This is a genomic window from Puniceicoccaceae bacterium (genome assembly GCA_040224245.1).
In the GTDB taxonomy this organism is placed as follows: domain Bacteria; phylum Verrucomicrobiota; class Verrucomicrobiia; order Opitutales; family JAFGAQ01; genus JAKSBQ01.
The window spans coordinates 1-20,007 of sequence record JBEGIR010000032.1; the positions used below are offsets into that span (position 1 = coordinate 1).

16 protein-coding genes are annotated in these 20,007 nt (G+C 55.0%); 5 read left to right on the forward strand and 11 right to left on the reverse strand.

The window, feature by feature from the left end; translation table 11 throughout:
- Window positions 1-1,031, forward strand: a 1,031-nt coding sequence (locus ABQ298_05525; GenBank protein ID MEQ9823825.1) for a TonB-dependent receptor, incomplete at its 5' end; no start/stop codon positions are given.
- Window positions 1,032-1,053: 22 nt separating this feature from the next.
- Here the strand turns inward: ABQ298_05525 and ABQ298_05530 are convergent.
- The 5 genes from ABQ298_05530 to mutS all read right to left on the reverse strand — a co-directional run bounded on the left by ABQ298_05530 (window position 1,054) and on the right by mutS (window position 8,151).
- Window positions 1,054-1,569: an acetyl-CoA carboxylase biotin carboxyl carrier protein subunit gene (locus ABQ298_05530; protein ID MEQ9823826.1), complete on the reverse strand. Its 516-nt coding sequence runs from the start codon at window positions 1,567-1,569 to the stop codon at window positions 1,054-1,056.
- 29 nt (window positions 1,570-1,598) lie between these two features.
- A complete protein-coding gene (locus tag ABQ298_05535) occupies window positions 1,599-3,107 on the reverse strand; it encodes a biotin carboxylase N-terminal domain-containing protein (GenBank protein ID MEQ9823827.1) in 1,509 nt (502 codons plus the stop codon).
- 46 nt (window positions 3,108-3,153) lie between these two features.
- The gene (locus tag ABQ298_05540) at window positions 3,154-4,653 is read right to left on the reverse strand and encodes an acyl-CoA carboxylase subunit beta (GenBank protein ID MEQ9823828.1); all 1,500 of its coding nucleotides are present in this window, start codon (window positions 4,651-4,653) and stop codon (window positions 3,154-3,156) included.
- Window positions 4,654-4,931: 278 nt separating this feature from the next.
- The gene (locus ABQ298_05545) at window positions 4,932-5,453 is read right to left on the reverse strand and encodes an NADPH-dependent FMN reductase (GenBank protein ID MEQ9823829.1); all 522 of its coding nucleotides are present in this window, start codon (window positions 5,451-5,453) and stop codon (window positions 4,932-4,934) included.
- An 82-nt stretch (window positions 5,454-5,535) separates the two neighbouring features.
- Window positions 5,536-8,151 carry a DNA mismatch repair protein MutS gene (gene mutS / locus ABQ298_05550; GenBank protein MEQ9823830.1) on the reverse strand — a complete coding sequence of 872 codons (2,616 nt, stop codon included), beginning with the start codon at window positions 8,149-8,151 and terminating at the stop codon, window positions 5,536-5,538.
- A gap of 132 nt (window positions 8,152-8,283) precedes the next feature.
- Here mutS and ABQ298_05555 point away from each other — a divergent pair, with 132 nt between their 5' ends.
- Together ABQ298_05555 and ABQ298_05560 are read left to right on the forward strand one after the other, a co-directional pair.
- On the forward strand, window positions 8,284-9,993 hold the full coding sequence (locus tag ABQ298_05555; GenBank protein ID MEQ9823831.1) for a fasciclin domain-containing protein: 1,710 nt from the start codon (window positions 8,284-8,286) through the stop codon (window positions 9,991-9,993).
- A 110-nt stretch (window positions 9,994-10,103) separates the two neighbouring features.
- Window positions 10,104-10,880 (forward strand): alpha/beta fold hydrolase, encoded by a 777-nt coding sequence (locus ABQ298_05560; protein ID MEQ9823832.1) that lies wholly within the window; start codon window positions 10,104-10,106, stop codon window positions 10,878-10,880.
- Window positions 10,881-10,944: 64 nt separating this feature from the next.
- Here the strand turns inward: ABQ298_05560 and ABQ298_05565 are convergent, their stop codons facing one another.
- The 6 genes from ABQ298_05565 to ABQ298_05590 all read right to left on the reverse strand — a co-directional run bounded on the left by ABQ298_05565 (window position 10,945) and on the right by ABQ298_05590 (window position 17,149).
- Window positions 10,945-11,601, reverse strand: a complete 657-nt coding sequence (locus tag ABQ298_05565; protein MEQ9823833.1) for a discoidin domain-containing protein — start codon at window positions 11,599-11,601, stop codon at window positions 10,945-10,947.
- Between the two features lie 33 nt (window positions 11,602-11,634).
- Complete coding sequence (locus ABQ298_05570) at window positions 11,635-13,002, reverse strand: Gfo/Idh/MocA family oxidoreductase (protein MEQ9823834.1); 1,368 nt, start codon at window positions 13,000-13,002, stop codon at window positions 11,635-11,637.
- 26 nt (window positions 13,003-13,028) lie between these two features.
- Window positions 13,029-13,559, reverse strand: a complete 531-nt coding sequence (locus ABQ298_05575; protein MEQ9823835.1) for a hypothetical protein — start codon at window positions 13,557-13,559, stop codon at window positions 13,029-13,031.
- A 65-nt stretch (window positions 13,560-13,624) separates the two neighbouring features.
- The gene (locus ABQ298_05580; GenBank protein MEQ9823836.1) at window positions 13,625-14,701 is read right to left on the reverse strand and encodes a Gfo/Idh/MocA family oxidoreductase; all 1,077 of its coding nucleotides are present in this window, start codon (window positions 14,699-14,701) and stop codon (window positions 13,625-13,627) included.
- 40 nt (window positions 14,702-14,741) lie between these two features.
- On the reverse strand, window positions 14,742-16,013 hold the full coding sequence (locus ABQ298_05585) for an MFS transporter (GenBank protein ID MEQ9823837.1): 1,272 nt from the start codon (window positions 16,011-16,013) through the stop codon (window positions 14,742-14,744).
- A gap of 86 nt (window positions 16,014-16,099) precedes the next feature.
- Window positions 16,100-17,149: a sugar phosphate isomerase/epimerase gene (locus tag ABQ298_05590; GenBank protein MEQ9823838.1), complete on the reverse strand. Its 1,050-nt coding sequence runs from the start codon at window positions 17,147-17,149 to the stop codon at window positions 16,100-16,102.
- Window positions 17,150-17,408: 259 nt separating this feature from the next.
- On the opposite strand from ABQ298_05590, the gene ABQ298_05595 reads away from it, so the two are divergent.
- Window positions 17,409-18,839, forward strand: a complete 1,431-nt coding sequence (locus tag ABQ298_05595) for a Gfo/Idh/MocA family oxidoreductase (GenBank protein ID MEQ9823839.1) — start codon at window positions 17,409-17,411, stop codon at window positions 18,837-18,839.
- 94 nt (window positions 18,840-18,933) lie between these two features.
- A complete protein-coding gene (locus ABQ298_05600) occupies window positions 18,934-19,887 on the forward strand; it encodes a sugar phosphate isomerase/epimerase family protein (protein MEQ9823840.1) in 954 nt (317 codons plus the stop codon).
- The last annotated feature ends 120 nt before the right edge of the window (window positions 19,888-20,007 follow it).

The following is a 20,007-nucleotide window of genomic DNA, read 5'->3' on the forward strand; positions in this document are numbered from 1 at the left end:
GCAAAAACCAAGACGACTACGAATTTGATCGCTCGCGACCCGGCCTCTACAATCCCTATGAACATACGACCGAAGTCGCAGGGTTTCGAGGCGGCTGGACCGGATCGCCTCATTCCGACATCCAGTGGAGTGTCAGTGCCGATGTCTTTGCGGATGGAATCGATTCCACCTCATTGACCCACAGCTTTCAATCCCGCACCTATCGCCAACTCAAGGCACATGCCACCGCTCCGACCTGGTGGCGCTCACTCAGCACCTCAGCCTCACTGTCCTGGTTTGATACCAATCGCAACCGCTCCGCTCTCGATTCCGCGCTTCAATTCAGCTGGGATCTCAGTTCCGCCGGATCAGCCCAATCGCGCCACCTCACGCTGGAATACAGCAGCTCCAGTCAGGTCAGCGGCTACACTGCCATCGGCTCAGCACCCAGCGGACTGTTTGCCGGCAACGCTTCCCTCGACACCGAACGCAGCCACAACCTCGAACTCGCCTACTCCTGGTCAAGTGCTCAAACCACGCTGCAATTTGCCGGTTTCCTCCGGCAGGATCGAGACTTGACCGACTGGACCTTCAGTTTTTCCCAGCCGAATGCCAGGCGTGCCAACGAAGTAGATATCGATACCATCGGCTTCGAGTTTCTGATGCGCCACCAGTGGAAGCAAAGCGATCTGACACTCGCCTACACGCATCTGCACAAGCGTGAATCCTATGGAAGTGCCCAAGTCGACGCTAGTTTCTATGCAATGAATTTTCCCCGACACCGCGTCACGGTCTCACTGGTGCACCCATTGCACCGGAAACTTGAACTTCGCCTGGATGGGGAATATCGGAACCAGGAACCCAATCCCCTGCGACGCAGCACTTCGGAGGCGTGGCTCGCATACCTCTCCCTTCGTTGGAAGCCGCTGGAGCAATTGGACTGGGATCTGCGGCTGTCGGTCGACAATCTCTTCGACTCCGATTACGAAGAAATCCCGGCGGTACCCGCAGGGAAACGTCAGATTGCGATACAGTCGTCACTGCGCTGGTAAATCCTGTCCTGCCCACGCGCGATCATTCGATCTCAAACAGCAAATCTCCCTTCATCACGAGATCGCCTTCCGCCACTGCAAGATGGGCGAGCGCTCCCGCTTTGGGGGCAAGAATTTCATTTTCCATCTTCATTGCTTCGAGAATGAGCACAGCCTGTCCCTCCTCCACTTGGTCACCGGGCTGCACCAGCAGGGAGATCACCTGCCCTGGCATGCTGGCCTGCACATTGCCCGGAATCACCTTCGGAGGGGGCGGCGGACGGTAGCGGGTGGACTCGATGCGCTCCAACTCCACCCGATAGGGAACGCCCTTGAGAATGACCTCTTCGGGAAACCCGTCAGCGCGGCGATTGACGCTGATGCGGTAGAGCTTACGATTCACCATGACCGTTTTCATGGCTCCATTCACATCGGTTTCGAGAACTCGAACCTGATAGGTGTTCTTGCCAACCTGGAGTGGAGATTCCTGCGAAAAATCGTATTTTCCGTCGATATTCACACTGTGCCGAAGCTCAGCCTGTTTGATCTGATATTTCATGAGTTGCGACGAAGGATTGCGGGTCGGGTTTACTTCTGGCGAGCGAACCAGTCACTTGCCATGTCCCAGATTTTTGCCTTGGAACTGCGTCGTCCCTGATCGAGCAGGTATTGTTGATTCGAATCGCGATGAATGGAAAGCGCGGCGATTAACGCCGCGATCTCCGATTCCTCCTCTGTTCGAATGTTTTCGTAAAGGTCTTCCCTGTTTTTCTCTTCCGTTATCAACTGGGAATCGTATCTGCCCCGGATGAAATCCGGATACCGCATCAAGGCACGCATCAGCGGGATGCTTGTCCGTATCCCGTCAATGTGCAGCCCTTCAAGCGCAGTTTGCATCTTGGCGATGGCCTTTTCCCGATTGGCTTCCCGCACCATCACGAGCGCAATGATCGGATCGTAGAATGTGCCAACGGTATCACCTGAGCAAACACTGGTCTGGCTGTAAACACCATCGCCGTAGGGAAGGTCAAGCCGCTCGACATAGCCCGGAGAGGGAATAAAACCGCGGTCCGTATCCTCGGCAGAAACAAAAACACCCATGGCCACGCCATCCACGCGCACATCATTCTGAGTAAAGGTGAGTGGATTCCGGGCGGCAATGTTCACCTGCTCCCGCAGCATGTCGATATTCGTGTGCAGTGCGCTGACCGTGTGGGAGGGTTGCATGTAATTGTTGATCTCAAGGAAATATGCCTGTTCCCCATCAAACAAAAATTCCACCGATACAAATCCCCGCACATTCAACTGATTCATCAGCAACTCCACGGCCGATTTCAATTTGTTGCGCAGCGCGTTGGGCAGGCAACTGCTCGGACTCTCGGTTACAAGCTTCTGAAAGCGTCGCTGGATGGTGCATTCTCTCTCCGGAAATACCACCATGTTGCCCTGATGATCCCGAGCTACCGGAAACTCAATGTGCCGCGACTTCGGAAAAAACTTTTCGAGGTAGACATTCTGCGCGTTGAACAGGAATCGATCTGCCTGTCCAACAATATTGCGGTAGTTGGATTCAATCTCCGTCTCCCGGTTTATCACCCGGATACCGATTCCCCCATATCCTTCGGTCGCTTTCATGACGAGCGGATAGCCAATCTTCTGCGCAGCCTGTTTCAGCGCCTCCACATCCGTGAGCGTTCCTGTTCCCGGCAGGATGGGCAGGCCAAGTTGTTTTGCGACCTCCCGAATCTGCGGTTTATCCTCCACATGAATATCCTCCCGGGTTTCGGGACAAATCATCTGGATGCCCTTTGCCTTCAGTCGCTGACGAAACGAAGCATTTTGCGCGAGAAATCCATAGCCCGGGTGCACTGCATCGACCTTCAACCGCTCCGCCAGCTCCACCAGCTGATCAATGTCCTGATACGGGATCCCCATGCGCGGCTCCAGTTCATGCGCTTCGTCCGCATTGCGAACCCCTGCGTTTTGTCGGTCATTGGGTGCATACACCGTGATGGCGCGACACCCGAGTTCTTTCACCGCCCGAACACAATTGGCCTGGATCAGACCGCGATTGGCAATCAATACACTTGAAAACATAATGGTTTAATCTTTGGACAACCCGGAACCCTCCCTCTTCCGTTGGCTAAAGCGGAATATTTCCGTGTTTGCGACGCGGTGTGATCTGCTGTTTGTTCAGATGAGACTTCAGATAACGGATCACCACCGTTCGCGTCTCACTGGGTTCGATCACGTTGTCCACATAACCCAACGACGCCGCCAGTTGGGGATTTGCAAATTTATCGGTGTACTCCTGTTCGAGTTCTTTCGCCCGGCGTTCCTTATTGTCGGCTTCCTGAATGTCTTTGCGAAAGATGATGTTCACCGCTCCCTTGGGACCCATGACCGCAATTTCAGACCCCGGCCAGGCCGCCACCATATCCGCTCCAAGATGCTTGGAGCACATGCAGATGTAAGCTCCCCCATACGCCTTTCGCATGATCACCGTCAGCTTGGGCACTGTCGCTTCCGAATAGGCGTAGAGCAATTTAGCCCCGTGTCGGATAATGCCGTTGTACTCCTGATCGGTACCCGGGAGGAACCCAGGTACGTCAACCAGGGTCAATAAGGGAATATTGAAAGCATCGCAAAAGCGCACAAAGCGGGCCGCCTTATCCGATGCATCCACATCGAGGCATCCGGCGAGCTGCTTGGGATTATTGGCAACCACGCCCACCGAGATTCCATCGATGCGCGCAAAACCGATGTTGATGTTTGCGGCAAATCGGTCCTGCAGCTCAAAAAAAGTTCCCGCATCCACAAGTCGATCAATGACCTCACGGATGTCATAGCCCTTGTTTGGGTTGGACGGAACCACATGGTCCAGCTCTGCCACGGGCAATTGTGCGTTTTTAGCAGGGAAGCGCTCCACCACTTCTTCGTTGTTCGATGGCAAATAGGAAAGCAGCAGTTTCACCCAGTCGAGCGTCGATTCGTCATCCTTACCGACATAGGTGGCCACCCCGGAACGCTTCATGTGTACGTCACCTCCACCCAGTGAATCCATCGAAACCTCTTCACCAGTCACCGTTTTGATGACTTCCGGTCCCGTGATAAACATGTAGGAGGTGTCCTCAACCATTGCCACAAAATCGGTAATCCCCGGAGAATAAACTGCGCCGCCCGCACAGGGTCCCATGATCACGCTGATCTGGGGTATCACGCCCGATGCCCGTGTATTGCGGAAAAAAATCTCCCCATACCCGCAGAGTGAGCCAATGCCCTCCTGAATGCGCGCGCCACCGGAGTCATTCAAGGTCACCATCGGTGCACCATTGGCGATTGCCATGTCCATGATATTGGCGATCTTGCGCCCATGCATTTCTCCAAGTGAACCGCCGAGCACTGTAAAGTCCTGCGCGGCCACATACACCAAGCGCCCGTTCACGAGTCCAAATCCGGTAACCACCCCATCACCGGCAACCTTTGATTTCTCAAGTCCAAAATTCGTGCTTCGATGCTGGATGAAAGCACCCACTTCCTCAAAGGTACCGGCGTCAAAAAAATACTCCAGTCGCTCCCACACCGTGAGTTTGCCTCGCGACCGCTGCGCCTCCAGTCGTTTCTCGCCACCACCGAGGCGCATCCCGGCTTTGGTCGCACGCAGCTTGTGAATCCGTTCCGAATTGAGTGAATCTTCGATCAATGTCCTAATTGGGTTAAGCGCTTGATGTTAAGGACATCGCCATGAATGAGTCGAGTTCTATTATTAAACTTGCTTTCCATTACCCATGGATCGAGCAGGTTTTCTGATAGGTCGCTTCAAGGCGATCCCCAGCTCCGACATGGCATCTCCGCCCACTGCCAATCCAACCTGCGCACACCCTGCTTTCCGGATGCGAACTGCAAACTCTTCCATCAAATCTACAGCACCGATCCCCAGTGAACCACTGTCCGGACCAGTTCGGCAATGCGGGACTCGATCGTGTCCGCAACTCCCTGACCCTCGGCATCGAAATCGGAACCGGTCGCATAGACGTATTTGGGAATGATCGGACAGCGATAGTCCAGCATGAGTGTGTTTGCCAGACCCAGAACTGCCATGTAACTGAAACTCCCACCGGCAGCAGCCATCAATCCAACGGGCTTCCCCGTCCAGGCCCGTCCGGTGAGTTCGATCAGATTTTTTGTGGAGGCCGCCATGCCATAGGCATAGACTGGTCCACTCAGTATAATCGCCGACGCTCCACCAATTTGCGCTTTCAGGCTATCGAGTTCCGGGTGTTCAAAACTCTCCGCTCCGTCGCAAATGGGGAGGGACTTCTCACGCAAATCCACATACTGCACCGGGGTTGACGACGCCTCTGCCGCCGCCACCGCAGCCACTGCCAATTTCCGGCTGTTGGAGTCCGGATTCAAACTGGAACTGATCACTAGCAAGCTCATGGTCCGAACAACCTATGCCGCTAAACCCCGGGTTTTCCAGCACACGCCAATCGAATCCGCCGATTTAGCAGGGATGCTTGAATCAACTCTCTGCAAATAAGCTCAACTGATTTTCAGGAGCCTTGCGCTTTTCAGCACGCGGTTCCGGAGTTGTTTTCCTCGCGGCTTCAGGCATGACCACTGGCGCGCGGTTGGGATCGGACTCCAGATGCTCGAGCAATACCTGGGCGCGCTGGATCACGGCTCTGGGCAATCCTGCAAGGCGTGCCACCTGAATTCCATAGGAACGATCTGCCGCCCCATCAATGACCTGCCGCACAAAGATGATCTCATCATTCCACTCCTTCACCGCCACACAGAGATTTTTCAGGCGTGGCAATGATGCATGCAATTGTGTCAGCTCATGGTAGTGTGTTGCAAACAGGGTCATCGGTCCCCTGTCCCCATCCCCGTGCAAATATTCCACCACCGCCCAGGCAATGCTGAGTCCATCGTAGGTGGAAGTTCCGCGCCCGATCTCGTCGAGAATGACCAGGCTGCGTGCCGTAGCATGATTCAAAATGTTCGCGGTTTCGTTCATCTCGACCATGAAGGTCGAATTCCCGCGCGCCAGTTCGTCGCTGGCACCTACCCGTGAGAAGATGCGGTCAATGCAACCCAGGCGACAGCTCGCTGCCGGAACCCAGCAACCCACATGCGCCATCAGCACAATCAGCGCATTTTGACGAATGTAGGTGGATTTTCCTGCCATGTTGGGACCCGTGATCAAGGCAATCTGCTGCGCGTTTGCCTGGAGCTGGCAATGGTTGGGTACAAACGCATGCGTGCCGGCGAGTCCATGCGGACTGTCCCGCAGGGCCTGTTCAATCACCGGATGACGGCCCGCCTCAATCTCGAGAAGCGTCGTATTCCTCACAAACTCAGGCTTGCAATAGTCCCAGTCGCGACTGAGCTGTGCCCACCCCAGAAAGACATCCACTTCCGCCAGCGCAGCTGCCGTTTGCATCAGTGCCTCACTGTGCTCAGACAGGGTTTCAACCAAGGCATTAAATAACTGTTCCTCCCGCGCCAGACTCATCTCCTCGGCATGCAGGATCTCTCGTTCCTTGAGCTTCAAGTCCTCGGTATAAAAGCGCTCCGCATTGACCATGGTCTGCTTACGGATGTAGTGATCCGGGACCAGATCCAAATTGGCCTTCGTCACTTCGATGAAGTACCCAAATGCACCGTTGAATTTCACTTTGAGGTTCTTGATTCCAGTGCGTTCGCGCTCGCTCGTTTCAAGATCCGAAATCCAGCTCTTGTTGTTGGAATTGAGCGAGCGCAGACGATCCAGTTCAGCATCAAATCCGGAGCGGATGACTCCCCCTTCCTGGATATTGCCGGGGAGTTCCTCACTGAGCGCCGATTCCAAGTGGGCTTTCAACTCCGCAAAGGGTTCGATGCGCTGTGCCAGTGCCTGAACCACCGGGTTTGAGAAAATCTCCAGTGTCCGCCGAATCGAGGGGAGTACCCCAAGCGTTGCCCGAATCCCCCCCAGCTCACGAGGGTTGCGGATTCGGTTTTGAATGCGGCCAAGAATGCGCTGAATGTCGTAAACACGCGCAAGATCCTCAACCAGATCCTCGCTGAGAGTGTGAGCATGCAGGAATGCCTCCACAACATCCTGTCGGCGTTCAATCTCATCGATATCCTGCCCTGGCTCACTGAGCATTTGCTCGAGCAGCCGCCCACCCGCCGCCGTTGTGGTCGCATCCATTGCCTCCAGCAGACTTCCCTTGCGCCCCCCTCCTGAGGCCCGGAAGATTTCCAGATTGCGCTGGGTGGCGGGATCAATGAGCAGGCAATGCTGGGAGCGATATTCACGGATACCAAATAAATTTTGGGGAGGCGAGCACAGCATCTCAGTGGCGTAATACACCAGCGCACCTGCAACCCCTAGGCCCTCATGTCCCGATGCGATGCCAAATCCATCCAGTGTCATAACGCCCAAGGCTTCCTTTACCGCCTTCTCGCCCACAAGTGCATCAAAGTGATAGTCGGGGATCTCTGTCCAGGGAATCGATGCCACCGCCTGCAGCAGTGAGTGCAACCCACTTTCCATGTTTCCATCGTGATATTGTTCGAGCATGCGCTCTGGCAAAACCACCTCCTTCGGATCGAGGGAGTGAAGAATCGGGAGCAACCGCTCCGCCGTGGGTTCACGAGCGATCTGAAATGCCCCCGTGCTCAAGTCCAACCAGGCAAGCGCGACTGACTGGCGTCCAGCGGCAATGCCAAGCAGGAAGTGGTTGTGTTTGGTGGCCAGACGGTCCTCCTCAAGTGTGGTTCCCGGGGTGAGGATGCGCACGACTGCCCGCTGCACCAGTTTGCCCGTCTTTGGGGTTTCGGTTTGCTCGCAAATCGCCACCTTGTACCCCGCCTTCAAAATCTTTTCAATGTAGGTGTCACCTGCGTGATAGGGTATACCCGCCATCAACTGATGATGCCGCTTTGTCAGGGTAATGCCCAAGACCTTGGAACCCAGCTCCGCATCCGCTCCGAACATTTCGTAGAAATCACCGAGCCGGAAGAGAAGCATCGTATTTTTCGGGAGCGAATCACGTATCTCAAGATACTGTCGCATCATGGGAGTCAGGTTCTCGGCAGCCATAATCGCAAGTGCCAGCACGCTACGCAGCACACCCTTGCATTTCAACCTTTTTGAAGATCTCACCGTAAACACGTCACGTGAAGCTTCATACCACTCGAGTTTCTATATTTTTTCTAAATATTATTTGACATCTATACATTATATACTCCCATTACCTAGACAAAATCATCAACAGCTATGAAAATATCTAAATATCTAAACCTTACCCTAAGTTCTCTATTACTCGCTGCACCTTTGCAACTGCGTGCCAACGAAACATCCGAAGACAGTATCGTAACCATCGCGCAAAACGCGGGCGTCTTCAATACACTGCTTGCCGCCGCGCAGGCTGCCGGTGTGGCTGGTTGGATCGACAACCAGGCCCCCAAAACCGTTTTTGCACCGACTGATGAAGCTTTCGCCAAGTTACCTGCTGGAACCGTCGAAAGCCTGCTCCTGCCTGAGAACCAACAGCAGCTGATTCAGATCCTGCACTACCACTTGGTGGAAGGCGTTGTGAAATCCACTGACCTGAAGAATGGATACATCGAAACCGTTGCACGCGCTGGACTGAAAGTGAATGTAGGTGCCACGGTCACCCTGAACGACACGACGACGGTCACGACCGCAGATGTAATGGCCAAGAACGGGGTCATTCACATCATCGACAGTGTGCTGCTGCCACCGCAGCAAACGATCACCGATCTGGTTGCCAGCGATCCGGAACTGAGCACTCTTCTTGCCGCAGTTTCCGCTGCTGGTCTGGGTAATGCGCTCGCCACAGGACGCCCCTACACCGTATTTGCGCCGACCAATGATGCATTTGCCGCCCTGCCAGCCGGAACGCTCGAATCGCTGCTGCAACCTGAAAATCTGAGCACCCTGCAAAACATTATCCTCTACCATGCTACAGAGGATAGCATCTTCGCGGGAGGTCTCACCGACGGACCCATTGCCATGCTCAATGGCGGATCGATCACCGTGGACACTAGCACTCCTTCCTTCAACTTCCCGGGTGGTTCTGCGGCGCCAGTCGCTGTCGACATCCTCGCCAACAACGGAGTTGTACACAAGATTGACACCGTGCTGCTGCCCGGAGGAAGCAATCTGGTGGAAACCCTGGCCGCCGACGGTCGATTCACGACACTGCTCAGTGTCGCAACCAGTGCGGGCATCGCCGACACTCTCGCCAACCTCAGCAACGCGACCTTGTTTGCCCCCACCGATGAAGCATTCGCGAAGCTGCCAGCCGACATTCTCACCACGCTGACTGACCCCGCTAACACCGAACTGCTGACCAATGTGCTGCTCTATCATGTGGTCACCGGAAATCGCTACGCTGCGGGACTGAGCACGGGGGTTTACCCGACTGCAGCCGGTGCCAACCTTCCGATTTCGGTTGGAAGCGGTGTTTGGGTCAACAATCAGGCCAATGTCATCCAGGCAAACATCCTGTCCAGTCAGGCTGTGATTCATGCCGTCGACCACGTGCTGCTGCCGCCACAGAACATCGGCACAACTCTTCGCAATGATGTTCGCTTCAGCACCCTGGTCGCAGCACTTGAAGCTGCAGGGTTGCTCGACGTGCTCAACGGTGGCGACAAGCTCACCCTGTTTGCACCGACCGATGAAGCTTTTGGAAAATTGCCCGCAGGAACTGTAAACACCCTGCTGCAACCTGAAAACCTTGCGCCCCTTACCGCCGTGCTCACTGCCCATGTTGTGCCTGGATCGGTAGGTGCAGGAGATCTGCTGAATGCTCCGGTTACGACCTTGCAGGGCAAGATGCTGAACGCACACTTCAATCACGGTTCTCTGCAACTGGATGCAGGACCCACCCTCATCCAGTCGGATCTTCCCGCCTGGAACGGAACCATCCATGTGATCGATTCGGTCATCCTGCCCTGATCGCCTTCCTTTCTTCACTCGTTCAAAACTACCACCTGGCGGAGCCTCATTGCAGGCTCCGCTTCTTTTTTGGCTTGATCCTGTATTCCGCCGGACAAGGCTGACCAACGATGAAGCTTTCACATCGAGAATTCGGCGGCACGGGCGACTGCCCCATCCTGCTACTGCATGGCCTGCTCGGGTCAGCACGAAACTGGGTGACGGTCGGAAAACTCCTGAGCGACGGAGCACCTGTTTTTGCGTTGGACCTGCGCAACCATGGAAACTCCCCTCACGCTGACGTGATGGACTATTCACTCATGGCAGACGATGTGCTGCACTGGATGGATGCACACTCGATCACCACTGCACACCTGGTCGGGCACAGCATGGGTGGAAAAACCGCCATGCGGCTCGCGTGCAGCCATGCTGAACGCGTACGGAGCCTCACCATCGCCGACATTGCACCGCGTTCCTACGCACCCCACTTTCGCACTGCGTTTGACGCAATGCACCAAATCGAGCCTCAGCACTATCGCCGTATTGCAGAGGTGGAAGCAGCACTCGCACCGCACCTCAACGATGCCGCCATGCGGCAGTTTCTGGTCACGAATCTCAAGCGCAACGACTCGGGTACATTTGACTGGCAAATCAACCTTTCAGCCATTACCCGCGCCCTGTCGACACTTTCTGAATCCCCGCTGAATACAGGGGATCAGTATGACGGACCCAGCCTCTTGCTGCACGGGGAACACTCAGACTTCGTATTGCCGGAGGATCACCAGATCATTCGAAACCATTTTCCAAATCTCACGAGTGCAGTAGTCCCGGATTCCGGTCACAATGTGCATGTTGAAAACCGTACCTTTTTTGCGGATCAGGTGCTCCACCTGATTCGCAATAGCTAAAAACGCTCTGTGCCATCAGGTCACAGAGCGCATGCATTGCTCAAACTTTCTCAACGATGCAGTGTCAGTTGGCCGGAACGCCCCAGACTTCTGCCTCAATGTAATGATTGGCGTCGTTGCTCGTGCTGCCATTAGCGTAAAACCGCACATAGCGTGCTGACACACTTTTCACATCAATCAATTTTCCATAATTGGTTTCGATGTAAGGAAGATCGGGACCCACCCCAAATCCGGCAGAGTTGTCAAAATCGTTATTGAACACGGTTGTGACATCGGCAGCGAACTCCGGATCATTTGACAGCTGGACCACCACGTCATGATAGGCGCGCTGCTGGGCGTGGTAATGCCACAACCAGATGGCTTCAATGGTGGCTTCCTGCTCAAGGTCAATCTGAACCCACTGCAAGCCAGGAATCAATTCCACGTAATATCCTTCTCCCGTTTCCTTGTCGCCATCGGTAAGGTACTCCACATCGCCGATCAAAGGCCAGTCATCGCTGGAGGTGACGGGTTTATCAGCTGAGAGCAACACCGTTCCCTCGGGAACTTTGAGCGTCGGCGCCGTTTGCTGCAACGGCTCGAGGTTGGTCAGATTGATCGGTACGGGTGTTCCGCTGATCTCAGCGGGCGGAATGTCGGTTTTGAGTTCAATCATGCCAGCCGAAACACTGGCAGTGATCAAGAGAAGTCCACAGGTAGCGGACAGCAGGTTTGGTTTCATAAATTGCATGATCGGTATGAGTTTGAAAACGGATCAGATGAGATAATCCTCAGGTTTGAAAGTAATGCGTTCGTTGGTTTCTGCTGCCTTGTTCACGTGATAGATTGCATATTCATCACGATAGGCATGCTCACCGTCACACGTCAGCTCCGCTTCACCCTTGATGGCACTGATGAAGTTTTCCACGTGGGGCTGGTGCGCAGGTTTATTCAGGACGATGGGAAGATCGTATGCCGCCAAGGGGGCCGATTCACGCACGTCCATGGTGGTTGCTGCTGGCGTTGCAGTTGTCGCAGGTGCGTCCTGCTTGAGAAAGCCCTGACTGACAAGCGGTTTCCATTTTTCCAAATCGACCTCCGGCTCACGGTAGATCTTGGTGAAAGCCGGATTTTCAGAGATATTGATGGTTCCTTCGGTGCCCATGAACCGTTCGAAATAGCCGCCACCAGCACTCGTGGTGGTCAGCACCTGATAGAACGCACGGGCATTTCCTTTCGGCGTCGCATACTCAAAAATGGACATCACATTGTCGAAATGCTCACGATTCTTGAAATAATCGCGCCCACCCGATGCCGTGACGCTGGTCGGTACTGCTCCCAGAAACCAGTTGAACACATCGATCTGGTGCGCTCCGAGATCCGAAATCGGACCCCCGCTCAAGCGCTTGTACCATCTCCAGTTCAGAAACTCATGCATGTTGTTGAACCCGTATTGCTTGAGCTTCTCCGTCGGAAGAATGAGGTCCGCTTTGCGAATGGTGATGTCCTGCGACGCTGACAATGAGCGATTCCACTGTCCATTGATGTTGATGATCTGCCCACAGAGTTCAGCCCGCTGAACAAAACGGTCGAGCACGAAGCGGTAGCGCGGATTGCTGCGGCGCTGATGGCCGATCTGCAGCAATTTTCCCGACTCGCGAGCGGCCAGCACCATCGAACGCGCACCCTCAAGGGTGTCCGACATCATCTTCTCACAATACACATGTTTGCCAGCCTTCAGACAGTCCACCGTGTGCGGCGCATGCCAAAAATCGGGTGTTGCGACAAATACGGCATCGATGCTCGGCTCCTTCTCGAGCATTTCCTGATGATTTTCATACACCGCAGGGCGTTGGCCCGTCGCCCGAAGCGTGCTCATGCCCCGTTTGAGATTGTAATCCCAGATGTCACACAGTGCAACAAAGCGAAGCCCCGGAATGTTCTTGAGTGAATTCAGCAGTACCTGGCCCTGTGCACCCGTGCCAATCATGGCCACATTGATCTCGCTTCCACCCGAGGCAGCTTTGAGCGGAGCAACGGCTCCCAGAGTCAGGCCTGCGGCGCCCAGCATGGCGCTCTTTTTGACAAAATCGCGGCGATTGATGAAAAAGGGTTGATACCCGGAATCGGTAGTCTGGTTCATGGTTTTGCTCTCCAAAATAGGGTTACTCAATATTTCTTCAGGATCGCGAAGCGGTTGTAGCGCGCCAGCGTCAGGGCATACCCAATCATGATCGTGTGGGCTGCCAACCAGGCAATTCCCCCATCCTGAGCGATCAAGATCAACCCAAAGGTAAGGCTCACGTAAATCAGTCCCATGACAAACAGACTGATGCGCGTCGCAACGCCCAGCAACAGGGTCAGTCCGACCAGAATCAGTACCGGTCCGAGCAGGAACTGATAAGGTACCAGCAAAAATCCGGGAAGGAATGGTTCAGCCGCAAATTTCTCCGCCAGTGACTCCGGCATTCCATGGTAATGGCTCAGGCCATACACTTTCTGCTCCACGCTGAGCGTGATCCCGCTGGGGTCGGGATTTCCCAGTTCATCCAGAAGCGGTTTTTCCACAATGACATTGGCGGAAAATTTTTCAATGCCGGTGAAGATCGCTCGAACGGCGAGCCAGATCCGAAGGAGCAGAAACGCAAGGGTATGCTCCAGCGAAAAGTAGGTGGGGGTGGATTCAGATGTTGGATTCATGGGTTGCACGCATGTTCAAATTAGGGATTTGTAAAAACGTTAGTCGCGGAAAATGGATCGGAAGTTCATTCAATCGACACCGGTTTGCCGCTTTTTGCCGAGGCGTAGGCTGCATCGATGACTTTCATGAGAATGAGTGCTTCCCTGAGTTCATTCAGCGGAGCCGCTCGTCCTTCAATGGCTTCGACAAAATTTGCAGCGGAATGTACTCGTCCCATTTCTGGATCGAGTTCACCGGTGATGGGGATATCGGCCTGTTCGCCATTTTCCTGCACATACAGTTCGGCTTCGTCAACCGACGTATCATCGTCTCCATCGACTTCAAACAAGCGGCGCACCATGCCGCCCGCCTTTTTCCCCTGGAAACAAACGGAAACTTCTTCCCGCTTGACCATCTCGGCCCAGGAATTTTGGAAGGTCAGGATCTGCCCGTCCTTGAAGGTGATCACTCCATGGGCTGCGCTTTCCACGTCGTTCTTGACGCCCTGCACATCGGGAATGCCCCAGGGACCTTTGAATTCGTGGTTCTGGATGAAATCATCGAAAGTGCGCGCAACCACGCAGTCGGGTTCGGGATATCCCATGTAGTAGAGCGCAAGATCCAGCATGTGCAGGAGATCGATCAGCGGACCTCCGCCCGAGAGTTTTTTCTGGGTAAACCACCCTCCGAAGCCGGGAATGCCCCGGCGACGAATCCACTTGGCCTGGGCGGAATTGATCGGGCCAACCCGGCCCGAATCGATTTCCGCCTTGAGCGCAGCACAGAGAGGGCGCGCCCTGTTGTTGAAATTGAACATCAGGGTTTTGCCAGACTCGCTTGCAGTTTGGATCATCTGCTCCACTTCGGGCACATTCATCGCAGGTGGTTTTTCACAAAACACATGCTTTCCCGCACGGAGTGCCTGCATGGAAATCGCAGCGTGGAACTTGTTGGGCACGATGATGCTTACCGCATCAATCTCAGGTTTTTCCAACAACGCTTCCACGCTGCCGAGGGCCTCATCGACGCCGTGTGCCGCAGCGGCTTTCTGTGCCGCCTCCAGATTCAAATCTGCGATGGCACTGACCTCGGCTCCCGCCTTGCGAAAGCCTTTCACGTGGTAGGCCAGCATGCCGCCGGCTCCGATGATTCCAATTCTCATACGTTAATTTTCAGAGGGTGAATTCAGGGGGTTGTTAGCCTCAGGCTTCGGTGGATTCGTGGCTGGTCTTCGCCTTCTTGTCCAGCAATCGAATCAATGTGAAAATGACGAACAAGACCACTGGCAACAGAGCAACAGCTTCAAGCGCGCTCATGCCCGCAGCATTCTGAACCTGCGCCCAGATGTCAGCCAACTCGGTCCCGGCAGGTGCCGCACTCAGTGCCTCAACGGTCTGTCCGTCCGGAAGGTTTGCAGCAATGCCGTCATCATAAAAACGTCCGATCACCGGCAGGATGAAACTCACCGACAGCATTCCTGCGCCTCCCATGATCGCAAGGCCCAGTGCTCCCGTAGCCGGAAAACGCTCGTTTACAAACCCGAGCATGGTGGGCCAGAAGAAACACACGCCAACCGCAAAAACAGTTGCCGAGGCAAAGACGATGGGTCCCGAAGACTTGCTCAGCAAGAAGAGTCCCAATGCACTGAAAATCGCACTGCCGATCAGCATGCCGATCGGAGAGAGGCGATGCACAACCGGACCTGCAAACTGGCGACCCAGTGCCATCAGTCCGTTGATGTAGGCAAGCACCAGAATACCCGCAACACCGGCATTTTCCAGAATCGTCGGAATCCACTGTCCGGGTCCCAATTCCGTCGATGCGGTCAGGAACATGCAGGCCACCATGAGCAGGAAGAAGGGACGGATGCAGGCCTTGAACATTTCTGCCGTTGAAATTCCCTGTTGAACCCGCTCGGTTTTCGGAAACTCAAGGCGCATGAACTTGTACCCATAGATCAGGGACGGAATCATCAGAACCGCAAACCAGACGCGCCAGCCCATGCCCCAGTTTCCCATCAGGTAGGCCATCACCGCACCGATCAGAATCCCACCCGGGAACCACACGTGGAAGTTGTTCAATTTTGTGGTCTTATTATTCGGATACAGCGTTGCGATCAACGGATTGCAGGCGGCTTCCACTGCTCCATTGGCAATCCCGAAAATCAAGGTCCCGATGTAGAGGCTCCAGAAGTCCCACGCAAAGACCGTCAACAGGATGGAGATGACATGACCCGCAAATGCAAAGACAGAGATGCGTTTCAGTCCCACCAGGTCGCACAAAGGTCCTCCAAAAATCATGGCCAGGGTGAAACCCCAGAAGGCCGTGCCTGTGACCCAACCAACCTGTTCGTTGGTCAATGTGAACTCATCGGTCCAAAAACCCATCGCGCCTCCGCGCAGGGCAAAACTCATGGCCGTAACGACCAGCGCGAGACAACTCGCGAAGAAGAACTGGGAAGGTGTGTTTTTCATAAGGTATCAGATAAGTAGAAACAGAATACAGGGGAAGGGAGAGAAGACAAAGGCCCGGAATTCGGATGAACCCGGGCTGGCGGCACTCAGTCGCTTGAGAATGCCGCGTCAAACGCGGTGGTTGCGTTGGGCGGGAAATCGATGTCGCGCACGTAGTCACAACTCTCTTCGGCACCGTGAAAACGATCCATGCGACCGTCTTCCCATTCGATCGAGAGCGGTCCCGCATAGCGGATGTCATTCAGGGCGACAATGATATCCTCGAATTCAATATCGCCTCGACCCACCGAACGGAAATCCCAATAGCGCCGGGTGTCCCCGAAGTCGGTGTGTCCGCCAAAGACGCCTACACTGCCGTCGCCGTGGCCCCACCATGCATCCTTCATGTGCACATGGTAGATGCGCTCGCTGAAGGTGCGGATGAACTTCACATAATCCACTCCCTGATAGGCCAGATGGGAGGGATCGTAGTTGAACCCAAAGCGCTTGTGCTGCTTCACCGCTTCAAGCGCTCGCTGAGCGGAGGCAATGTCAAATGCAATCTCGGTGGGGTGAACCTCGAGCGCAAAATCCACATTCACACTTTCAAACACATCGAGAATCGGGATGAAGCGATCTGCGAAGTCCTTGAAGCCGCGATCCAGATAATCCTGGCTGGTCGGCGGAAATGCATACAGGGCATGCCAGATGCTCGAACCGGTAAACCCATTCACCACTGCACGACCAAAGGCCTCATGGGCGTCTGTCCGGTTTGCACCTGCTGCATCCATGAACTTGCGACAGGCCCGTGCCGTGTCCGCCATCTCCTTCGCGGCCCGCTGGCGCACGCCTTCCGGCTCACCATCACCCCAGACATGCGGGGACAGGATCGCCTTGTGTCGCTCGTCAATGGGATCACAGATGGCTTGCCCAACGAGATGGTTTGAGATTGAGAAACAGGTTAAACCATTGGCTTGCAACAGCTTCCACTTTTCCTCCACATACGCGTCCTCCTGCAATGCTCTCCGGACGTCGAAGTGGTCTCCCCAGCAGGCGAGCTCCACTCCGTCATAACCCATGGATTTAACTTGGGGTAGAAGATCAGCGAGAGGGATATCCGCCCACTGACCCGTAAACAGGGTAATTTTTCGACTCACGGACCTATCCTAGCAGAATCCACAAAATAATCAATGGCTGGATTCAGCGAGGTTTGTGCAGTATTCGTCAATCGGTGATTTTCGCTATACGCGCTGCAAACGATGGGTTAAAGTAATGAACATGCGGGTCAGCGCACCCTTGGTTGTTTGCTGATCTACCCCGTGACATGCGTCACCCTTTTACATGATGTGCATGCAATGCTTTCTGCTTTGGGTGACGCGACATTCACAATTCAACACCCTGAATCCGACAAACCCTATGAATGAGAAAGAAGCCAGCACACCCCTGAGCATGAATCGCCGCGACTTCGTCAAAGCCTCCGCCATCGGAGCCAGCGCAGTTGCACTGCCATCCTTCCTTCGATCCAATCCTGAAACCGGAACCTCAAACCGTGAAAAGCTGCGCATTGCCATCGTTGGAGTGGGCAGCAAGGGGATCGGACCCACTGTTGCGAGCGTCAGCGAGAATGTGGTCGCGCTTTGCGATGTCGACAAGGGACTGATCCAGCGCCAACGCTCCGAAACGGGCCAGCGCGGAGTGGAGTTTGACAAGGCCCTGCGGCATCACGAGTCCAATGGAGCCAAATGGTTCCAGGACTACCGCATCATGTTTGAGGAGATGACAGATCAAATCGACGCCGTGATCATCTCCACGCCTGACCACATGCACTATCCCATCGCCATGTCCGCGATCAACCTGGGCAAGCATGTGTATTGCGAAAAACCCCTGACCCACACCGTGGATGAGGCTCGCAAACTCGCAGCTGCAGCCAAAAAGAAGGGGGTTGTGACTCAGATGGGAAACCAGGGGCATTCCCTTGACGGCACCCGCAATGTGCGCGAATGGATTCAGGCTGGTGTGATCGGCGACATTCGCGAAGTGCATTCCTGGACAGATCGACCGGCTGTTTACTGGCAGCAGGGACTCGACCAGCCCGACCACTCCAAAGCCATTCCGGTGATTCCGGAAGGTCTCGACTGGGACCTCTGGCAGGGCGTTGCCGACCGCAGGGCCTACGATCCCGCATACGTTCCGTTCAGCTGGCGCGCATACGTGGACTATGGCTGCGGTGCACTTGGCGACATGGCCTGCCACATCATGGACTCTGCGTTTTGGGGTCTGGACCTGGGTTCCCCAACCGAAATCGAGGCCATCACGACCAAGATGAACAACTTCAGTTTCCCGGTCAGCTCAGTGGTCACCTACCAGTTTCCCGCTCGTGGCAGCATGCCCCCCGTGACCTACAAGTGGTATGATGGCGATCTGCGGCCAGTCATTCCCGAGTTTCTCAAGGATGTCGAGCAACTCAGTCAGGCCAATTTCCCAAGCAATGGATCGCTGATACTGGGAGAAGGCGCCGCCATCCTGACGGATACCTACAGCCAGCGAGCGCAGATCCTGCCCAACGACAAGTTCATGGAGTTGCGCAGCAAACTGCCGCCCAAGACCCTGCCGCGCATCAAGGCCAGTCACCTCGAGGAGTTTTACAATGCCATCAAGGAAGGACGCGAAGCCTCTTCCGATTTCTCCTATGCGGGGCCGTTCACGGAGACCGTGTTGCTCGGTGTTATTGCCCAACGCACGGGTCGCAAGCTTCGATTTGACGGATCTGCCGGAAAATTCATCGGTGACGATGAGGCCAACAAACTGATCGCCAAGGACTATCCCTCCGGCTGGATCCTTTCCTGATTCAGGAGCGCTCGCTCCTGCCATCCACAGGGTGGCATGCCTCCCCCGCATGCCACCCTCCATATCACTCACCCTGCTTCACTGCACATATCCCATGAAATCGACATCCCTCTCCCGCCGTTCTTTCCTACAGAAATCCGCAACTGCCTCAATGGCACTGGGGCTGCTTGGCAGCCGCATGCTACTGTCAGCGGCACCCAAACCCCTGCCCTTTCGCATCTCGCTCGCCCAGTGGTCGCTCAATCGCGCCTTTTTTGGCGGTAAACTCGATCCGCTTCATTTTGCAAAAATTGCGCGGGAGCAGTTCGACATTGATGGCATTGAATACGTCAATCAGTTCTTCAAGGACAAGGCGAAGGACAAGGCCTATCTCAACCAGCTGAACTCCATTGCAGCAGATCAAGGTGTCACGCAGGTGCTCATCATGATCGACGGAGAAGGCCAACTCGGCGACGCCGACGCCACCCGGCGCACGCAGGCTGTCGAAAACCACTACAAGTGGATCGACGCCGCCCACACCCTCGGATGCCACTCCATTCGCGTCAATGCGGGCGGTGAGGGTTCGCGGGAGCAGCTTGCAGACGCGGTCGTGGATGGATTAGGCCGTCTCTCTGACTACGGTGCTCAAGCCGGGATCAACGTGATCGTGGAGAATCACGGCGGCTACTCCTCGGATGGTGCGTGGCTCGCCAATGTGATCGCGCGGGTTGGCAAGCCCAACTGCGGGACGCTGCCGGATTTTGGAAACTTCTGCATCGAACGCACTCGTAAGGACGATGGCAGCTGGCAGTGCACCAGCGAGTATGACCGCTATCAGGGCATGATCGACCTCATGCCTTTTGCCAAGGCGGTCAGCGCCAAATCACACGTATTCGATGCCGCCGGAAATGAAGCTCACATTGATTTTCACCGCATCATGAAGACCGTCACCGATGCGGGCTATCACAGCTGGGTCGGCATCGAATTTGAGGGTCCGGGCGAAGAAATGGAAGGGGTTCGCAAAACCCGCGACCTGCTCCTACGCATTCGCGAGGAAATGATGGCTTGAGTTGCACTTCCCTTCCGTCAAGCCGATACCGGTTTTTCACCTGACACACAGTGAGGCTCCCCCTGCTTACCGCAGAGGGAGCCATCTTTTTCCCATAAATTCAGAATTCACATCCGCCAC